Genomic DNA, 16,846 nt, shown 5'->3' with positions numbered 1-16,846 from the left:
CTTTCAACGGTGTCCTGCAATTTGAGTCCAATGACGCTATTGTTAGCGAATAGGAAGTTTCAGGACACTTTGTCAGCGTACTATCAAAATCGATAGTCTGATTGATGAGTGCATCCTACACATCGAGCTAAAAGGAAAGCGCCATGAGAACCGTTCTAATTGTTGAGGACGATTTAGTCAATGCTCGCGTGTTTTCTAAGATCCTCACCAAGCGCGGGGGTTTAAACGTCAAGCATACCGAAAATGTGGAAGAGGTGATGAAAATTGCTCATGCCGGAGAAGCCGACGTGATTTTAATGGACGTTTCCCTCTCGCGTAGTGTTTATCAAGGAAAGGCGGTCGATGGCATCAAAATTACGCAGATGCTCAAAGCCGACCCCAAAACGGCTAAGTTACCGATTATTTTGGTGACGGCTCACGCGATGGCGGGCGATCGCGAGTCGTTTCTGGATCAGAGTGGGGCCGACGGCTACATCTCAAAGCCCGTCGTGGACCACCAAGAGTTTGTCGATTCGATTACGGCTTTACTGCCGAAAGAAACGGGCAAAGAATAGCTCTCGTTCGCGTTTCCGGTGACGCGCCAGCCAAGAAATACGATTGCAGGCGAAGGCTCGCCGAGACTGGTTTATTGGCTTTGGCCGCACCGCTTCGACTCCGAATCGACACGATCGCCCGTCTACCTGGGGAGATTCGACGTTCCATCGCGACTCCGATCGCCTCAGCCCGATCCCCTTCTCGTCGATCCCACCGCAACCCCCACTCGGTCTTTAGGGAACGTTAGAATTTGGTGCGCTGACTCCACTTTGTGCGAGCATTGCTTGAATTCGGGGGGTTTGGAAGAATTTTTTCGTATCTGCGAGCAAGCGATCGCCCCACAGGTTTTCTTTGAGAAATTCCAGATCCCCGTAGCGCGGATCCAAGCGTAATGCCGCTTCACCGATGCGTAAGCCCCGTTCTTGTTGTCCTCGCGCCCACCAGGCTACCGCTACTGCCAATTGAGGTTCCGCCGCTTCGGGATCGATGTCGATCGCTGTTTGCCATTTGGCGATCGCCGTCTCGATGTCCCCGCGTTCGTACTCGATCAGACCGATGTTATTGACGGCGGGCCAGAAGGTTCGGTCTTTTTCCAGGGCTTGTTCGTATTGGGCGATCGCTTCGGAGAACTTTTCGAGCATGTAATAGGCATTACCCAAATCGAATAAGGCTCCCGGAATGTCCGGTTGCAGTTTTAGACCCGCTTCAATCTGCTCCACCGCACGCGCGTAGCGTTGCTTTTGAAAATGCGCCGAACCTAACGCAAAGAAAATGGAGGGATTCTCGCGATCGAGTTCTTGAGCGCGCTCCAATGCCGAAATGGCTCGATCGACTTCATCGGTTTGTAAGTACAAACTGCCTAAGATCGCCCACGCTTGCGAGGTTTGCGGCGCCAGTTGCGTCGCCAGTTTAGCTCTGGGTAAGGCTAATTCATATTGCTGAAATCTGGCCAGTTGAGCTGCTTCTTCAGCGAGCATCAATCCTTGTTGTTCTAATTGAGTCGCATCCAGTTCTAGGGTATAGGGCAGTAACGCCTGTCCCTGCATCGGTGCGGGAACCGTCCACAAACCCAGACTGACGAACAGAGGAATTAAAAAATTACGATTTGGCACTGTACCGCCTTGAAAACAATACAATTCACTGTTTATTCGCTGTTTTCTGATTCGAGTTGCTTTTTCGACAACCGGAAATCTCTTGAGGGGATCTCGGGAAGACGGGGTTCTCCCTCGAAAAGATCGCCTCACGATCAGTTTAACGATTTACAGTTGTTTTTTTCCTCGAGCGGTACAAATCTCTGGCTCTCTCAGGGTCGCGCTCTGACGCGATCGCTTCATTCCCCCACCCTTTCCACGCCCAATTTCAACTGCCCCGATCCCACCCACTCAAAATCGATCTGACTTGCCGAAGTTTCGATCTTGACCGTTGAGAGGACAGGGTTTATTAACACTCACTCTGCAAAAGTCACTGGGTAAAGTGTAGCTGACTTAGATAAAATCGGCGATGCTTAAAATCCGTTCTAGCCTTTTATCCACGCGGATCGTACCGGATCGTAGAATTTGCTACAATTGAAACAAATTAACAGGTCGATCCGAGCCGAATGGAGGTGTTCGTCTCTGGCGCGCGATCGCTGGCGATCGTTTTACACCCGTTCTCAGTTTTTCCTCTTTTGCTATAGCTTTACTGGACAATTCCGTAAAATCAACTAGCTTATTTTAACTGTTCAGATAAAAACTTCAAAAAATATACGTATTTTCACGGATATAACGAATGAATTCAATTATTTTGAAGGCTGAGATCGGATTGGAGATGTGGGGCGATCGTCAAGGTTTCTAACTAAAATTACTCCATCTTTAAACTCGAAAACCCTTAATACACAAGGTTCCTGGCAATTTGTGACTGAAGTCACAACGAAAGGATGAGTGAGATCGTAGGCACTTGACTTGCAACTCAGATAAGCTAATAAGTATGTTGAATAAGTCTTAGTGCAAGCTTAGTAAAAATAGGGAAGCTATGAAGATTCTATAAAGAATTCTTCGACAGGGGAGACAATCTCCACGGACGGATCATAATAGGAACATAGGAACTAGAAACTAGATTAGGGAGTGCAATCATGACTCAACACAAATTTATCCCCGGTTTGACCGCCGCCGTTGCTGCTACCGCAATGCTCGGTGTCGCCGCTCCAGCACAAGCGTTTATGTTTGGAGCCAACGGAATCAGTTTCGAGCAAGATACGGAAGTCCGCTTCAACTTCAGCCAAACTCACGGTGCGTTTACCTCGGCGCTGAAAATTTTTGAAGTAGATTCCCTCGGATCTTCTGTTGCGACACTGTTTGAAGAAGTAAACGGTTCTGATAACGGTTCGGCCAACGGATTTTTAGGGACTGCATCCAATTTGGTCGATTCTACAACCAAGACATTCACCTTCCTGGCTGGAAAAGTTTACACCCTGGGATTGACCAGTACTTATAAAGGGAATGCGGCTGCCACTGTCTACAGTACCAGCAGTTTGAATTACCAAAATTCTCAACAAGCCGTCTTTGGTTCTAGTGGTAATACCGAAGGTGTAGCATTAAGCAATGCAGGCTCCTTCCTTTCTGCGAATCCGTTTAGCGGTCCTCTGTCCATTTCCTTTGAAGATGTAAGAGGACGCGGTAGCGATAAGGACTTCAACGATTTCACCGTGACGGCTGAAGCCGTTCCCGAACCCTTCACGATTGGGGGGATGGCTCTGGGTGCTGCTGGCTTGGCGATCGCCCGCCGTCGTCGCAACAAACAATCCGGCGAAATCAGCTAGGCGCTTCTCTCAACCACGCGCCGTTATATGACTTGTAACTTCAGTTACTCCTAGGAGTTGGCAGATTTGCCAACTCCTTTTTTCGCGACTAACCTGGATTGACGAGGGGCGATACTCCTTTGGAGTCGATCGCCAAACTTCCATCGGTGAAAAAAGCGCACTAGAATACCTTAGTATTCATAGAGCATTGGGGTGCTTCTAGCAATCTGGATTGAAGAAACAGACAGGTTCGAGCATTCAGGCTAGGGTTGAGATTCAATGTAAATTCGGGCGATCGAGTGCCCGGGTGGAAGGTCAAATTTTGACCGAATTTTCAGCGCCAAATCCATTATTCTTAAGCCTTGACCGTGCTGCCTTCCAGTCAAACTAGAGGGAAAATTCAATGAATTGGTCTACTACCTTGCAACAGCCGAGATCTTGGTTAGTGGCAATTGGAGCAGGTTTAATTGCCATTCACTTAACCTTAACTTGGAGATCGGACAATATCGACGTCTTGGGAGCGAGTTTTCTATTTTGGGGAGCCGCCGCCTTTTTACTGCGGGAAAGAGCCAAACATTTAAACTTACAAAGCGATCTCTTCTCCAGTCTAGTTGGACTGGGGATTCTCACGATCGTCCTGCTCAAAAGTATTTCAATTTCCGAATACGACATTTTTTTAAGAGTTTCTCCCTTTCTCTCGGCTTTCGGACTCGCTCTGTTAGCCTCCGGCTTTAAAGGTCTCAAACAATACTGGCAAGAACTGTTAATTCTGTCCCTAATCTCGATTTCTACAGGTCTGTTATTGGGAATTTACGACATCACCCCCGTAACGGCAAAATTTTCCGCACTTTTGTTATGGTATATGGGCTTTCCCGTCCAAAGAGACGGGGTTTTAGTCCAACTCCCCACCGGGAGTATTGAAGTGTACTCCGGGTGTTCCGGTTATGGCACCATGATTCAAATTTTGGGAATTGCCATCTTATTTTTATTTATGTTTCCCACAACTTTGAAACAAAAAATCTTGCTTCCCTTAATTGCCATTACCCTTGGATTTGTAGTCAATGGGGTACGAGTGGCCTTAATGGGACTACTCGTGGCTTATTCCACGCGAGAAGCCTTTGAATACTGGCACTACGGCGATGGTTCTCTCGTGTTTTCTATTTTAGGAGTATTCATTTTTGGGCTGATTTGTTGGTTTTTTATTTTGAGAACCCCTCCCGATAAAGAGGATTCGCAACAGTGCTAAAAGAGAAAATATGGTCTCAACCGATTAGAATCGGGTTTCTGGCAGTTACCTTTTGCGCCGTACTACTCGGGACGATAAAAGTAATTTTTGTTCCGGGGAGTACCCAACGGATTAGCGAGTTTAATTTTCCCGATGCCGTCAACTTAGAAGGCTGGCAACTTGAAAGCAGTTCGGCGATCGCCACGGTCGAGGATTCCAACCGAATTGCCGCCAGAGACTATCAATACTCTCGTAACGATCGCTCGGTCGATATTCAAATGCACTATATCGTCCAAACCGAAGGAGATGTTAGGGGGTTTATTAAGCAATATCTCAAGACCCAGACATTGGCTGGTACACTAGCAGTACGCGAGCGTGAAAATATAGGTACCTATCAGTTATGGGCGAGTGGCGATCGCGCTTATCTGAGTGCTTGCATCAATCCCCGTGGAGAAACCACCGTAACCGGGGATGAGTTCCGCCAAAATCGTAATAGCCATGACTTAACCCCTCCTCGGATTCTACTATGGCTGATCGGCCAACAGGAACTCCGAGATTTTACTTGTCTTTGGACAGTTTTATCGGCCACAACTGACCCAGAGTCTCTCGAACAAACCTATTCAACTTTAGAAAACGTTTGGTTTTCCTGGTACCAACAGTGGCGACCTCTTTTTCCTTCCTCTTAAATTTTTGTCAGTCTGTTTCACCTCACCCCAAGGTGCTATTCTTATGAGTCAATCAGAAGGTTATGACATCAATCGATCGGTTGATGAACTCCTCCGTTTTAGTGCGGATCAACTGAGATCTATCTCCCGCATTCGTTTGATTGGTTACGGGTTATTACTCTTAGCCCTATTTGATTTCTTTCAAGCCGTGATTCCACCCCAATTTATGAATGCGGCTTGGGAATTGCAAACAATGGGCGCACTGATGGAAAGAATCCCCGTTCCTTTGCTCGGTCTCGGTTTGGTATTCTTTGGCGAAGATTACAACCGAAGTGGTTTAGAAAGCCTCGTGGTCAAGGTTTTATCTTGGCTTTCTCTCCTGCTGGCAATTTTGTGTTTTTTACTCGTTCCTCTGGGAATTGTCGATTCTGTCCGCGTCAACAATCAAAATACTCAAGAAATTGCCGCACAAGCCGATCGCCAACTCGCCCAACTCGAACAAATCGAACAGCAAGTCGGCGGGGGGAGTCAAGCCGATTTGCAAAACTTGGCGACGGAACTCAATCGTCTCGGATTACCTGTCGATACTACCAATCCGGAACAACTGCGCGGCGAGGTTCTCGCTAGAATTCCACAAGCCCGAGAGCAAGTCCAACAGCAAGCTCGACAACTACAATCTAACCGACGGTTGGCATTACTTGAAAGTTCGACCAAGTGGATTTTAGCAGCTATTATTTCTGCCGTTTTGTTCTTAATGATTTGGCGGGGTACTGCTTGGGCTAGATAAGCATTTATGGGTTTCAATTTGGGTTGTTTCAATTTGGCTTTAAATTGAATAGAAAAAAGGGAACTCACGACAATAACGTAATGAGTTCCCTTTTTTCTATTCAGACTCGCCAGCTCACTTAGAATTTGAAACGAGTTCTGATCGTACCGACCCAAATCGTGTCATTGTCGTCATTGTGATCGGGATTGGTAATCACGAAAAACCCAGGGGTAATATCGATCCAATCCGTCACCGGATATCTGTAAAGGGCTTCGATATGTAAAGAGGTACTTTCATCTTCAGCCCCGTCAACATCGTTATCGAGCACTTTGGGGGGTTGACCGACGAGGACGCCCAAGAGGCTACCTTCTTTACCGATATCGGGAACACCGACGTTCACTAACCAGTTGAAGATCGTTGCCGTATCGCCTTCGGAAACGGCCCCATCACTGACCCGAGCTTCCGCAAACGACCAGCCCGCCCAACCGGAAATGGTTACGGGACTGAGTGCCCAACTGGCTTGTACCCCGAGGTTATTGCTGCTGGTGGCGACATCGTTGCTAAATGGACGACGGGCGTTATTACTCCCGGTGCTGCCGGAGACGTTGACTTCTCCAGAGGGGAAGTAGCTGTGAGAGTAGGCCACGCCGAGGTCAAGACCGCTTACTGGAGAGACAACCACTTGTCCGGTGGCGCTATAGGCTCCGTCAAATAAGCCATTGCGGGATGTCGGCGTTCCGGCGTTGTCTGCGAGGTAGGCGCCGTAGATGGTCAGAAGATTTCCCGCTTTAACTTCGACCCCAAATCCAGACCCTGCAGGTTGTCTGAAAATGGTCGGGTTGCGGCGTCCGAAGCGGGACAATGCACCCCCGCCACTACTTTCAAATAAGGGGTTGATCGGGGAGATAATGTGGTCTTGGTCGATCCCCGCCCCTGCCAGCCAGAAGCGGGCATTATTGCCGACGGGGAAGCGATATTCGAGGCGGTTGAGTTCCAAGACTCCGCCGCCTTCGCCGTCAAACCCCAAGCGACTCATGACGGTTCCGGTGGTGCCATCCAAGCGGGCGGTATCGACGGCTTGCAGACGGGTTCTCAAGCGATCTTTGCCGGAGAAGCTGGTGTCTAAGGTCAAGCGAACCCGATAGCCAAAGGAGGTTTCGGTGTCTTCTCCCCCTGCGGTGGTGACGCCACGATCGCCAAAAGCATCGACCAGGGCAAACAGTGCTTCGCCATCGAGTTTGGTCGTGGTGGAAAACTGGTTGGCTTCTAATTCTGCGGTGCGCACTTCCAGGGCGTCTACCCGTCCGCGTAAGGTCGCCAGTTCGGCACTAAATTCTTCTTGCAGACGCCGTAAGCGGGCTAAGTCCTCTGGATTGAGGTTGGCGAGATTTTCGTCGATCAGGACTTGAATCCGTTCGAGACAGGCGTTCAAGCCTGCGGCGAATTCGTAACGGGTCATCGCCCGATTGCCGCGATAGGTGCCGTCTGGATAGGCGAGCAGACATTCGTAGCGATCGGCCAAAGATTGGAGCGCTTGGAAGGCCCAATCGGTTGGTGAGACGTCTTGCAAGTTGGAAACGGAGTTGATCCGTTCGAGCGGTCCTGTGTCTAAATTGACTTGGGAATATTGATTGAGTTCTTGCAGTACGTTGTTAGACTCCCGGCTGGAAGCGGGGTTGGGCTGACTGGGGTTGCCTACGGCTGAGACCTCTTGGGCTAAAACCGGGGCGGACAGCAAAAATCCGGCACTCATCGCTGTCGAACCTAGTCGGAGAGCTTGCCAAAGCACTCTTGACATAAGTCGATCCTCACACCTTCACTAAAAGTTTTGGGTTGAACTGTTGCTGGTTTTTCAATGAGCTGCGATCGCTCGACGCTAATTTGAATTTTAACCTGCAACTTACTGAAACTTATCACGAATCGGTAATGGTTTCTAGTGCTAGAGGGCAAGGGTTGAGGATGTTTTTCGAGGCTTTATAGAACTCAATAAAATATCATGAATGTTATAATTTATTTTTCTTATGGTTTGGTAAAGCTTTAGTAATGGAAGGGTTAAGTTAGGGGTATTTTTTATATTTATTTGGGGTTTTATTAAATTTATCGATTGAGGATGGTTGGCGATCGCTCGGAGATTTTCGCGCCATTTTTGAAAATTACTGTGATTTTACGGGGGTCAGATGGGGGAGAATCGATCGACTTAAAAAGTTAGAAAAATAGGGGTTAAAGTCGGAACCATTCAAGAGATCGCCTAGTAAAGTTGTAGCAGAGATGCTCGATGAGAACGGGAGAGCGCCGGGTTTCTCCTAGAGAATTGACGGGTTCATGGGGGGTGGACGCATTTTTAAAGCCGTGAAAGTTGGCGAGAGCGTTATGGTGTCGCAACTCTTGTTCAAAATATTTTGAAGAGATTTATCTTTTGAGGAAGGGTTGAAAAATTAGAATAAAAGTTGTTTGAGAGGGGAAGTTGTAACCACGCCACAGTCAAACAGAATTTCGGCCAACCGAACGCCATCGCCGATCGCCATTCGAGCCAATCGACGGTGCAAGCGATCGAGATCGAGTCAAACGGGGATCACCGATGACCGTTGACAATATAGGCGACGCGCTGGCCGATATTGGTCGCGTGATCGGCCATGCGTTCGAGATGGCGAATCACCAAAGCTAATAATAACAGAGGTTCTACAACACCTTTGACATCTCGTTGATGGGCGAGGCGGTCGTAAAGGCGATCGTAAGCCTCATCGACAATCGTATCGAGTTCTTTGATGCGCTTCCCACTTTCGGCGTCCAAATCCGCTAAAGCAACGAGACTGGCGGCTAACATTGCCTGCACTTGATGGGCCATTTCCTCAATTTGAAGCATACATTCGTGAGTCGGATAGGGGAAGAGTTTGACGGCGAGTTCGGCAATATCTTGGGCGTAATCGCCAATGCGTTCTAAATCTCTGACCAGTTGCATGAAGGCGCCGATCAGGCGAGAGTCGATCGCCGCAGGAGCTTGCAACGTCATTAAGACGACGCAATCCGATTCAATTTCTTTGTAGAAGCGATCGATTTGTTTGTCGAGCAAAGCAATGGCTTGAGCTGAGGATAAGTCGCGGTAAAAGAGGGCTTGATGACTCAGACGGCAAGATTGCTCGACTAAGGCGCCCATGCGTAAAATATCCCGTTCTAAGCGCTTAACTTTTCGCCGAAAATGGGTCGATCGCGAATTGGAGTTAGAGGAGGAAGTCACCCAAACATCTGTGGCCATTGCTTGTTCGTTAGCATAACTCTACTACTTAACTATTGTGTAGAACCTGTCAACTGGCATCTGCAAGCTGGGAACCCTAACTTGGACTGCTCGATTTAACTTATGGCGCGTTTTCCCAACCGAACTTTACCCCCACTTGCCGCTTGTTGTGCCGTTGCCATCGTTCTCAGTGCCGTAGCGCTGTTAGAGCGATCGGAGCAAAAACGCTTCATCCAACGGAGTCGCACCGACGTTCTCAATCGCTTGAGCGCCTTGAGGGCCAGTCTCGAAGGCGAACTCAACCAGCGTATTTTTCTCAGCCGGGGGATCGTCACCTACGTCAGCACGGTCAACCCCGAGATCGACCAACCCACCTTTGAAGAACTGGCGCGGGTTTTGGTCGCTCGAAGTCCTGGGATTCCCAGCGCCGCGCTCTTTAAAAATAGCATCGCCACCCATCTCTATCCCTTGAAAGGACAAGAAGAAGCTCTCGGCTTCGATCCGATGAACGTCCCCGAAGAGAGAGAGGCATTCGAGCGGGCGATCGCCACCCGATCCACCGTCCTCGCCGGGCCGGTCCAACTCGTCAAAGGAGGCATGGCATTCATCACCCGCACCCCCATTTTCCTGACGCCACCCGGCGCCCCTCCCGAAAGCGGTCCCTATTGGGGAATGGTCAGTATCGGCATCGATCGCGATATCTTATTTAGAGAAGCCGGACTACTCAAATGGGACGAGCAACTGCTCTACAGCCTGCGCGGAAAAGATGGACGCGGGGCCGAAGGCGAGGTCTTTTTCGGCAATCCGCAGATCTTCGATCGCTCCCCAGTCATTTTAAACGTCACCCTGCCGAACGGCTCGTGGCAATTAGCCGCCGTTCCGATCGGCGGATGGCCCGAGAACGCCCCGATCTCCCGCAATTTATGGCTCGGAGGCGGCTTGTTAGCCCTGGTGGCCGGATCTCTCACTTTCGTCCTCGTCAGCACCCCCATGCGCCTCAAAACCGCCGTAGAACGCGCAACCGCAGCCTTGCGCGAGAGCGAAAGCGCCCTCAAACAAGCGAATCGGTCGTTACAGCAACTCGACAAACTCAAAGACGAATTTCTCGCCAACACCTCTCACGAACTGCGCACCCCCCTAAATGGCATCATCGGCATTACTCAATCCCTCCTCGACGGCGCCACCGGAGAACTCCCCGAAGCGACTCGGCGCAACTTAGAAACGATCGTCGCCTCCGGTCGGCGACTGGCGACTTTAGTCAACGACATCCTCGATTTTGCCAAACTCAAACATAACAACTTGCAATTACAAGTGCGATCGATCGCCTTGCGCGAATTAGTCGAGGTCGTGTTCGTTCTCATCCGCCCCTTAATTGGCGCCAAACCGTTAAAATTGGTCGCCGATTTCCCCGAAAACTTGCCCCCGGTGGCGGCGGATGAAAACCGCTTGCAACAGATTTTTTATAACTTGATTGGTAATGCGATTAAATTCACCGACGCGGGTAAGATCGTCGTCAGCGCGCGATCGCCGGATCCTTCGGATCCCGAAACCGTCGAAATCGCCATTCGCGATACCGGAATTGGCATCGAGGCGGATAAATTAGACCGGATTTTTGAATCCTTCGAGCAAGCGGACGGGTCCACCGCCCGGGAATACGGCGGAACCGGGTTGGGATTGGCGGTCACCAAGCAACTGGTGGAACTCCACGGCGGTCGGATTGCGGTAGAGTCCCAAATTGGGGTCGGCTCTACCTTTACCTTTACCTTACCTGCCAGTCGCGACGGTTCGACTCCGGCGGTGTTGGCGGCGCCGATCTGGGGCGATCGCGATCGCCCCGTCGCCGCCACTTCTACGAGTGATGCTCTCGTTCCGGCGGAACTGTCCGACCCCTCGCATCCCTCGGAAATCGAGTTTGACGGTCGGGATTTGAAGATTTTGATCGTCGATGACGAACCGATTAACTGTCAGGTTCTGGTCAATTATTTGTCGTTATACGAGTGCGAATTGGCGATCGCCTCTAACGGGGTTCAAGCCTTAGAATTGCTCGCGACTTCGTTTAAACCCGATTTAATCTTACTCGATGTCATGATGCCGCGCATGACCGGATATCAAGTGTGTCAGCAAATTCGCGAACGCTACAGTCTCGACGAATTACCGATTATTATGCTCACCGCTAAAGATCGCCTGGCGGATGTGGTCATGGGTTTGGAATCCGGCGCTAACGATTATTTGAGCAAACCGATTGCGAAAGCAGAATTGCTGGCGCGCATCCGCACTCAAGTTCAGTTATGTCATTTGGAAACTTTGCGCCGTCTCTCGGAAAGCGAACGAGAAAAGGCAGCAGCTTTAGAGCGATCGCTCCTTGAGTTAAAGCAAACTCAGGCGAAGTTAATTCAATCGGAGAAAATGTCGAGTTTGGGTCAGTTGGTCGCCGGAATTGCTCACGAAATTAACAATCCGGTCAGTTTCATTCACGGCAATTTAGATCACGTGGAAGATTACGCGCGCGAGTTGATTGAGTTGGTCGATCGCCCCGGGGAAGATTGGGAGGAAAAACAAGAAGATTTAGACTTTATTCGGGAAGATTTGCCGAAGTTACTCGATTCGATGAAAAATGGAACCCGCCGAATTCGTCAAATTGTATCCAGTTTGCGCGACTTTTCTCAACTCGATCGCTCGGAGTTCAACCAAGCCGATATTTATGAGGGGTTGGACAGTACGTTAGTGATTTTACAAAGTCGCTTGCATTTAGGCGAAGGCTTGCCGGATATTCAAGTAATTAAGAAATACGATGAAATTCCTAAAATAGAATGCTATCCCAGTCAACTCAATCAAGTGTTTTTGAATATCTTGACGAACGCGATCGATGCGTTGCAGGAGAAATATAAACACTTAGAAAATCACTTAGAAAACAACTTGAAAAAGAACGGGGAAGCGATCGCGGAAGAGCCGAAAATTGAGATTACGGCGAATCAGTTAAACAATGGCTGGATTGAAATTGCGATCGCCGATAACGGTCCGGGAATTCCCGAACAATATTTAAACCAATTATTCAATCCCTTTTTCACGACGAAACCCGTCGGAAAAGGGATGGGGTTGAGTTTGTCCACCTGTTATCAAATCGTGGCGGAAGGACACGGCGGACAGTTGGAATGTACCTCGGCGCAACCGGGACGGACCGAATTTAAAATTACCCTTCCGGTCAAGGCGGTGCGTTCGTCCCCCGGTTAACTTGGCCGAAGCACTGGCAAGCACTTAGAAGCACTGGCAAGCACTTACAAAGCCTCTAAATCGACGGTAAAGCTTTGGGTTCCGACGGTCACAACATCGCCGTGGTGAAGTTGACGACCCCGCCGGGTTTCGATCGCCCCGTTGACCGAGACTTCTCCACCTTGAATCATCAGTTTCGCCTGTCCCCCGGTGCCGGCGATCGCTATATACTTTAAAAACTGTCCCAGTCGGATCGTGTCTTTTTCCGGATCTCGTGCCATGGTCGGTTCCTTCCCTGTTGTTGTCAATCGAGTTGTGAATCGAGTGTATTTTAGCGAGTTCGGGCGATCGTTGGGGCTGGAGACAGGTTCGATACAATAACTTGAAAACGAGCAACAGGCGATCGCCGTGCGGATCTCAGTCGGGGGCGATCGCGATCGATCGCGATCGCCGCTTTGACCTCTATCATTTGATTTCTATACAATCCTTCCCCTACCGCCTTTCCATGACCTGCCAACCCCACCCCAAACGTCCCCACACCACCGTTGTTTTAGCCATGAGTGCCGACGGTAAAATCGCCGACGCCAGACGATCGCCCGTCCTGTTCGGGTCGCCTCACGACAAAGCCCATCTAGAACGGCAAGTGGCCCTGGCGGATGCAGTCTTAGGCGGCGCCGGAACCTTGCGAACGGGAGGAACGGCGATGCGGGTACTCGACCCGGATTTACTCGACGAACGCCAATCCCGGGGGAAACCACCCCAACCCGTGCAGATCGTCGCCTCCGGCAGTGGCAAGATCGACCCGGATTTACCCTTTTTCCAACAGCCCATTCCGCGATGGTTGGTCTCCACTCAAGCGGGGGCGACCTTGTGGCGCGATCGCCCCGGGTTCGATCGCCTCTTGGTCGCCGAAGGCAGCGATCGCGAGATCGATTGGGCGATCGCCCTGGCAGCAATGGCGGAGTTGGGAATCGAACGTCTTGCCGTCCTCGGCGGCGGTCAATTGGTCGGTTCTCTCCTCAGTGCGGATGTTTTGGACGAACTCTGGCTCACCGTTTGCCCCTTACTCGTCGGCGGGATGGCGGCGCCGACCCCAGTGGACGGGGAAGGATTGCTCGCGACGGAGGCGAAACGGCTGGAGTTGCTCGACGTACGACAGGTTGAGGGGGAATTGTTTCTACACTATCGCCTCAAACGGAAGACCGAATAGCCGTCTGGGGACGATCGCGGCGGAGATCGCTAAAAATCCCTAAAATAAGAAACAATTTGACACGCTCTACCTTTACACTCGTCTCATGGTGGAACCGATCGCCCCTCTTTCCGTCCGTTGGCTCGACCAAATTGGCAACGTCCCCCAGCAACAGTGGGATGCTTTGGCGCAACCGTTGAAAACGCCGTTTTTTGAATGGGATTGGCTGCACAACATGGAAGCCTCCGGCAGCATTACGGCCAAAAGTGGCTGGCTGCCGAACCATTTGACACTCTGGCGCGATCGCGAGTTGGTGGCGGCAGCGCCGTTATATCTCAAGGGTCACAGTTACGGCGAGTTTGTCTTCGACCACCAGTGGGCGGATTTGGCTCACCGTCTCGGCATCGACTACTACCCGAAATTACTGGGGATGAGTCCGGTGACTCCGGCGACGGGATATCGTTTTTTAATCGCTCCGGGGGAGGATGAGGAGCATTTGACCGGGGTGATGGTCAACGCGATCGATCGCTTCTGCGATCGCCACCAGATTTCTTGTTGCAATTTCCTTTATGTCGATCCGGACTGGCGACCCACCCTCGAAAAGTTCGGCTTCACCCCCTGGTTGCATCACAGTTATATTTGGCAAAATCGCGGATTTAGCAGTTTTGACGACTATTTACAGGCATTTAATGCCAATCAGCGCCGCAATATTAAGCGGGAACGCAAGGCAGTTCGCAAAGCGGGGATTGAGGTGAAAACGCTCCACGGCGATGATATTCCCCATGTTTTATTTTCGCGCATGTACCGCTTTTATAGCGACCACTGCGATCGCTTCGGTTGGTGGGGGAGTAAATATCTGAATAAGCTGTTTTTCGAGCAGCTGTACCACAATTTTCGCCATCGGGTGCTCTTGGTGGCCGCTTACGACGAGAACGACCCGCGCGACCCGATCGCCATGTCTTTTTGTCTGACCAAGGGCGATCGCCTCTACGGGCGCTATTGGGGCTGCGATCGCGAGATCGACTGTCTCCATTTCGACGCCTGTTATTACACCCCGATCGCCTGGGCGATCGATCGCGGCATTCAAAGTTTCGACCCGGGCGCCGGGGGTCAGCATAAAAAACGGCGCGGTTTCCCCGCTACCGGAAATCACAGTCTCCACCGCTTTTATAACGCCCGTCTCGACCACATCCTACGCCCCTATCTCAAGGAGGTCAACGCGATGGAACAGATGCAAATTGACGCGATCAATCAGGGGTTGCCCTGGAAGAAAACAATGCCGGAATTAAATTTAGATTGAACTGTAGATCGAGCTGCAGATCGAGCTAAAATTGCGTGAGATCGAACGGCGCGATCGCCCCTAACAACCGGGAAAAAAATTCGTGTCGCGAGAGGGGGGCTTTTCCGTCGGCTTCCCCAGAGGAGTTCCGGAAGGGCGATCGCCTTCAATGCCTCTAATTTCTAGGGTTTGCCGCGCTGGGGCGATTTCGGAATCCTTGAAAATTGCTGGAATTAGATACAACTATAGCAATTTAAAATAAAATACCACATCCCGAACCAATTTCAAAAATTTCACTACACATGTAATGACATAGGTTCGTAAAAATTGTCTGTATTTTGTTCTTTGTTTGTCAGTATTTTGTACTGCACTTTTGGCGATCGTTTGGCGATCGGCCTTCCCCTCGAACCATTTCGACCGGAAATAAATAACGTGAGTCGGCTACATCACGAACCGTTTCCTCAAGTCCCCCATTCTTACTTTCTTAGGAAGGAATGAGAGCGATTCTCCCTCATCCATTGCCGCGAGCCACCCTATATTTAACCCCCCAACCCCTTCAGCTCACGTCAACATTCCCCTCGACATTCCCCTCGACATTCCCCAATTCATCGAGTAGCTTAGATAAAACTGAATAGATCCTCATCATCCGTCATCTACCTGGCTGAGGTGCCAAACTTCTACCTTAGTCTCCAGTTAACTGCCCATGACTCCTTTCAATCGCCGTCAATTCCTCAAATTCGCAGGGTTAAGCCTAGGGTCTTTAGGCTTCAACTGTGCCTTATTTCAACATCAGGCTCGTCGCTACGGCCAAGTCCTCGCGCAAAGTACCCCGCGTAAATTAGCCCTCCTCGTCGGGATTAATCAATATCCCGACCAACCCCTCGAAGGCTGTCTCAACGACGTAGACTTGCAACGTCACCTGTTAATACACCGCTTTGGCTTCAACCCCAAAGATATCTTAGTGGTGGGCGATCGTGAAGCGACACGCACCGGGATCTTAACTGCCTTTGAAGAGCATTTAATCAAACAAGCTCGACCCGGCGACGTTGTTGTTTACCACTATTCCGGACATGGTTCGCGCATCGCCGACCCCAACCCCATCCTCTCCGAACCGGAACGCCGCCGAGAATTAAACGGCACCTTTGTCCCCGTGGACAGTCAGTTACCTGCGGGTTATCCCGAACAAGGCGGCTCCGTGCAAGATATTATGGGTCATACCCTATTCCTGTTAATGTCGGCCCTCAAAACCGAAAATGTCACGGTCGTTTTAGATAGCTGCTTTGCGGGAGGCGCAACGAGAGAAGCGAGAGTGCGCTCCCGCAGTGGCGGCAGTAACATCCTCGTATCGAGCGATGAAAAGACCTATCAGCAACAGTGGTTGTCCCGATTGCAGATGTCGCCATCGGAATTTGTCAACGGCTATCGTCGCGGCGTCGCCAAAGGCGTCGTCTTAGCCGCGACCGCCCCCGACCAATTAGCCAGAGAAGCAGTCATCAACGGTTTTCATGCCGGATTGTTTACCTACATTTTGACCTATTATCTCTGGAGAGAACAGCCCGATGTTGAGGAGCTTTTCCAAGACATCGTCCTCGAAATCCCCAAAGGTTTCAATCAAAATCCGCGTTACGAAATCAAACCCGGCAGTCCCTACGATTCCAGTCCTCCTTACTTCATCGACAATCCCCAAACTCCAGCCCAAGCCGTCGTCACTCAAGTGAGCCGTGGCGAAGCTCGGCTGTGGTTGGGCAGCGTAGATTTGCGAAAAGTCGAAACAGGCACGATTTTTACAGCCGTTGACGGGTCGGGACAAGTACGGGTCTTATCCCGCGATGGCATAGTCGCGGCAGCAAAAATCGAGAATCCCGTCACCCCAGGAACCTTATTGCGGTTAAAAATTTAACCCTGTTTATCGAAAGCCCCCCTTTCTTAAGGGGGGTTGGGGGGATTTCCCCTAATCATGCAACAGATCG

Annotated in this window: 13 protein-coding genes; 9 read left to right on the top strand and 4 right to left on the bottom strand. The window is 50.5% G+C overall.

The genetic code is table 11. The features are described from left to right. Positions 1-143: 143 nt before the first annotated feature. Complete coding sequence (locus JJD41_RS10830) at positions 144-554, top strand: response regulator (RefSeq protein ID WP_168568184.1); 411 nt, start codon at positions 144-146, stop codon at positions 552-554. A gap of 213 nt (positions 555-767) precedes the next feature. Here the strand turns inward: JJD41_RS10830 and JJD41_RS10825 are convergent, their stop codons facing one another. Then, on the bottom strand, positions 768-1,646 hold the full coding sequence (locus JJD41_RS10825; RefSeq protein ID WP_370583784.1) for a tetratricopeptide repeat protein: 879 nt from the start codon (positions 1,644-1,646) through the stop codon (positions 768-770). Between the two features lie 998 nt (positions 1,647-2,644). Between JJD41_RS10825 and JJD41_RS10820 the strand changes: the two genes are divergently transcribed. From JJD41_RS10820 to hpsJ-A, 4 genes are all read left to right on the top strand, one after another. After that, positions 2,645-3,331, top strand: a complete 687-nt coding sequence (locus JJD41_RS10820) for a PEP-CTERM sorting domain-containing protein (RefSeq protein WP_200665928.1) — start codon at positions 2,645-2,647, stop codon at positions 3,329-3,331. Between the two features lie 382 nt (positions 3,332-3,713). Then, the gene (crtA, locus tag JJD41_RS10815) at positions 3,714-4,556 is read left to right on the top strand and encodes a cyanoexosortase A (protein ID WP_200665927.1); all 843 of its coding nucleotides are present in this window, start codon (positions 3,714-3,716) and stop codon (positions 4,554-4,556) included. Then, positions 4,550-5,221, top strand: a complete 672-nt coding sequence (locus tag JJD41_RS10810) for a cyanoexosortase A system-associated protein (RefSeq protein ID WP_200665926.1) — start codon at positions 4,550-4,552, stop codon at positions 5,219-5,221. The genes crtA and JJD41_RS10810 overlap by 7 nt, the downstream gene beginning before the upstream one ends. 43 nt (positions 5,222-5,264) lie before the next feature. Next, positions 5,265-5,987: an HpsJ-like protein, cyanoexosortase A-associated gene (gene hpsJ-A, locus JJD41_RS10805; protein ID WP_234488584.1), complete on the top strand. Its 723-nt coding sequence runs from the start codon at positions 5,265-5,267 to the stop codon at positions 5,985-5,987. A 118-nt stretch (positions 5,988-6,105) separates the two neighbouring features. Here the strand turns inward: hpsJ-A and JJD41_RS10800 are convergent, their stop codons facing one another. Then, entirely contained in the window at positions 6,106-7,719 is a 1,614-nt protein-coding gene (locus JJD41_RS10800; RefSeq protein WP_234488583.1) for an iron uptake porin, read from the bottom strand. Between the two features lie 819 nt (positions 7,720-8,538). Beyond that, a complete protein-coding gene (gene phoU, locus JJD41_RS10795) occupies positions 8,539-9,219 on the bottom strand; it encodes a phosphate signaling complex protein PhoU (RefSeq protein WP_200665924.1) in 681 nt (226 codons plus the stop codon). A 102-nt stretch (positions 9,220-9,321) separates the two neighbouring features. On the opposite strand from phoU, the gene JJD41_RS10790 reads away from it, so the two are divergent. Beyond that, positions 9,322-12,429: an ATP-binding protein gene (locus tag JJD41_RS10790; protein WP_200665923.1), complete on the top strand. Its 3,108-nt coding sequence runs from the start codon at positions 9,322-9,324 to the stop codon at positions 12,427-12,429. Positions 12,430-12,473: 44 nt separating this feature from the next. Here the strand turns inward: JJD41_RS10790 and JJD41_RS10785 are convergent, their stop codons facing one another. Continuing rightward, the gene (locus JJD41_RS10785) at positions 12,474-12,689 is read right to left on the bottom strand and encodes an RNA-binding S4 domain-containing protein (RefSeq protein ID WP_200665922.1); all 216 of its coding nucleotides are present in this window, start codon (positions 12,687-12,689) and stop codon (positions 12,474-12,476) included. Positions 12,690-12,790: 101 nt separating this feature from the next. On the opposite strand from JJD41_RS10785, the gene JJD41_RS10780 reads away from it, so the two are divergent. The 3 genes from JJD41_RS10780 (at position 12,791) to JJD41_RS10770 (ending at position 16,776) form a co-directional block, all read left to right on the top strand. Continuing rightward, positions 12,791-13,618, top strand: a complete 828-nt coding sequence (locus tag JJD41_RS10780) for a RibD family protein (protein ID WP_370583783.1) — start codon at positions 12,791-12,793, stop codon at positions 13,616-13,618. An 85-nt stretch (positions 13,619-13,703) separates the two neighbouring features. Further along, complete coding sequence (locus JJD41_RS10775) at positions 13,704-14,897, top strand: GNAT family N-acetyltransferase (RefSeq protein ID WP_200665921.1); 1,194 nt, start codon at positions 13,704-13,706, stop codon at positions 14,895-14,897. A 682-nt stretch (positions 14,898-15,579) separates the two neighbouring features. Continuing rightward, the gene (locus tag JJD41_RS10770) at positions 15,580-16,776 is read left to right on the top strand and encodes a caspase family protein (protein ID WP_200665920.1); all 1,197 of its coding nucleotides are present in this window, start codon (positions 15,580-15,582) and stop codon (positions 16,774-16,776) included. The last annotated feature ends 70 nt before the right edge of the window (positions 16,777-16,846 follow it).

The organism is Oxynema mangrovii CENA135 (assembly GCF_016632315.1).
Taxonomy (GTDB): domain Bacteria; phylum Cyanobacteriota; class Cyanobacteriia; order Cyanobacteriales; family Laspinemataceae; genus Oxynema; species Oxynema aestuarii.
The sequence above is the reverse complement of the archived record's forward strand: the minus strand, read 5'-3'. Positions and strand labels throughout refer to the sequence as shown.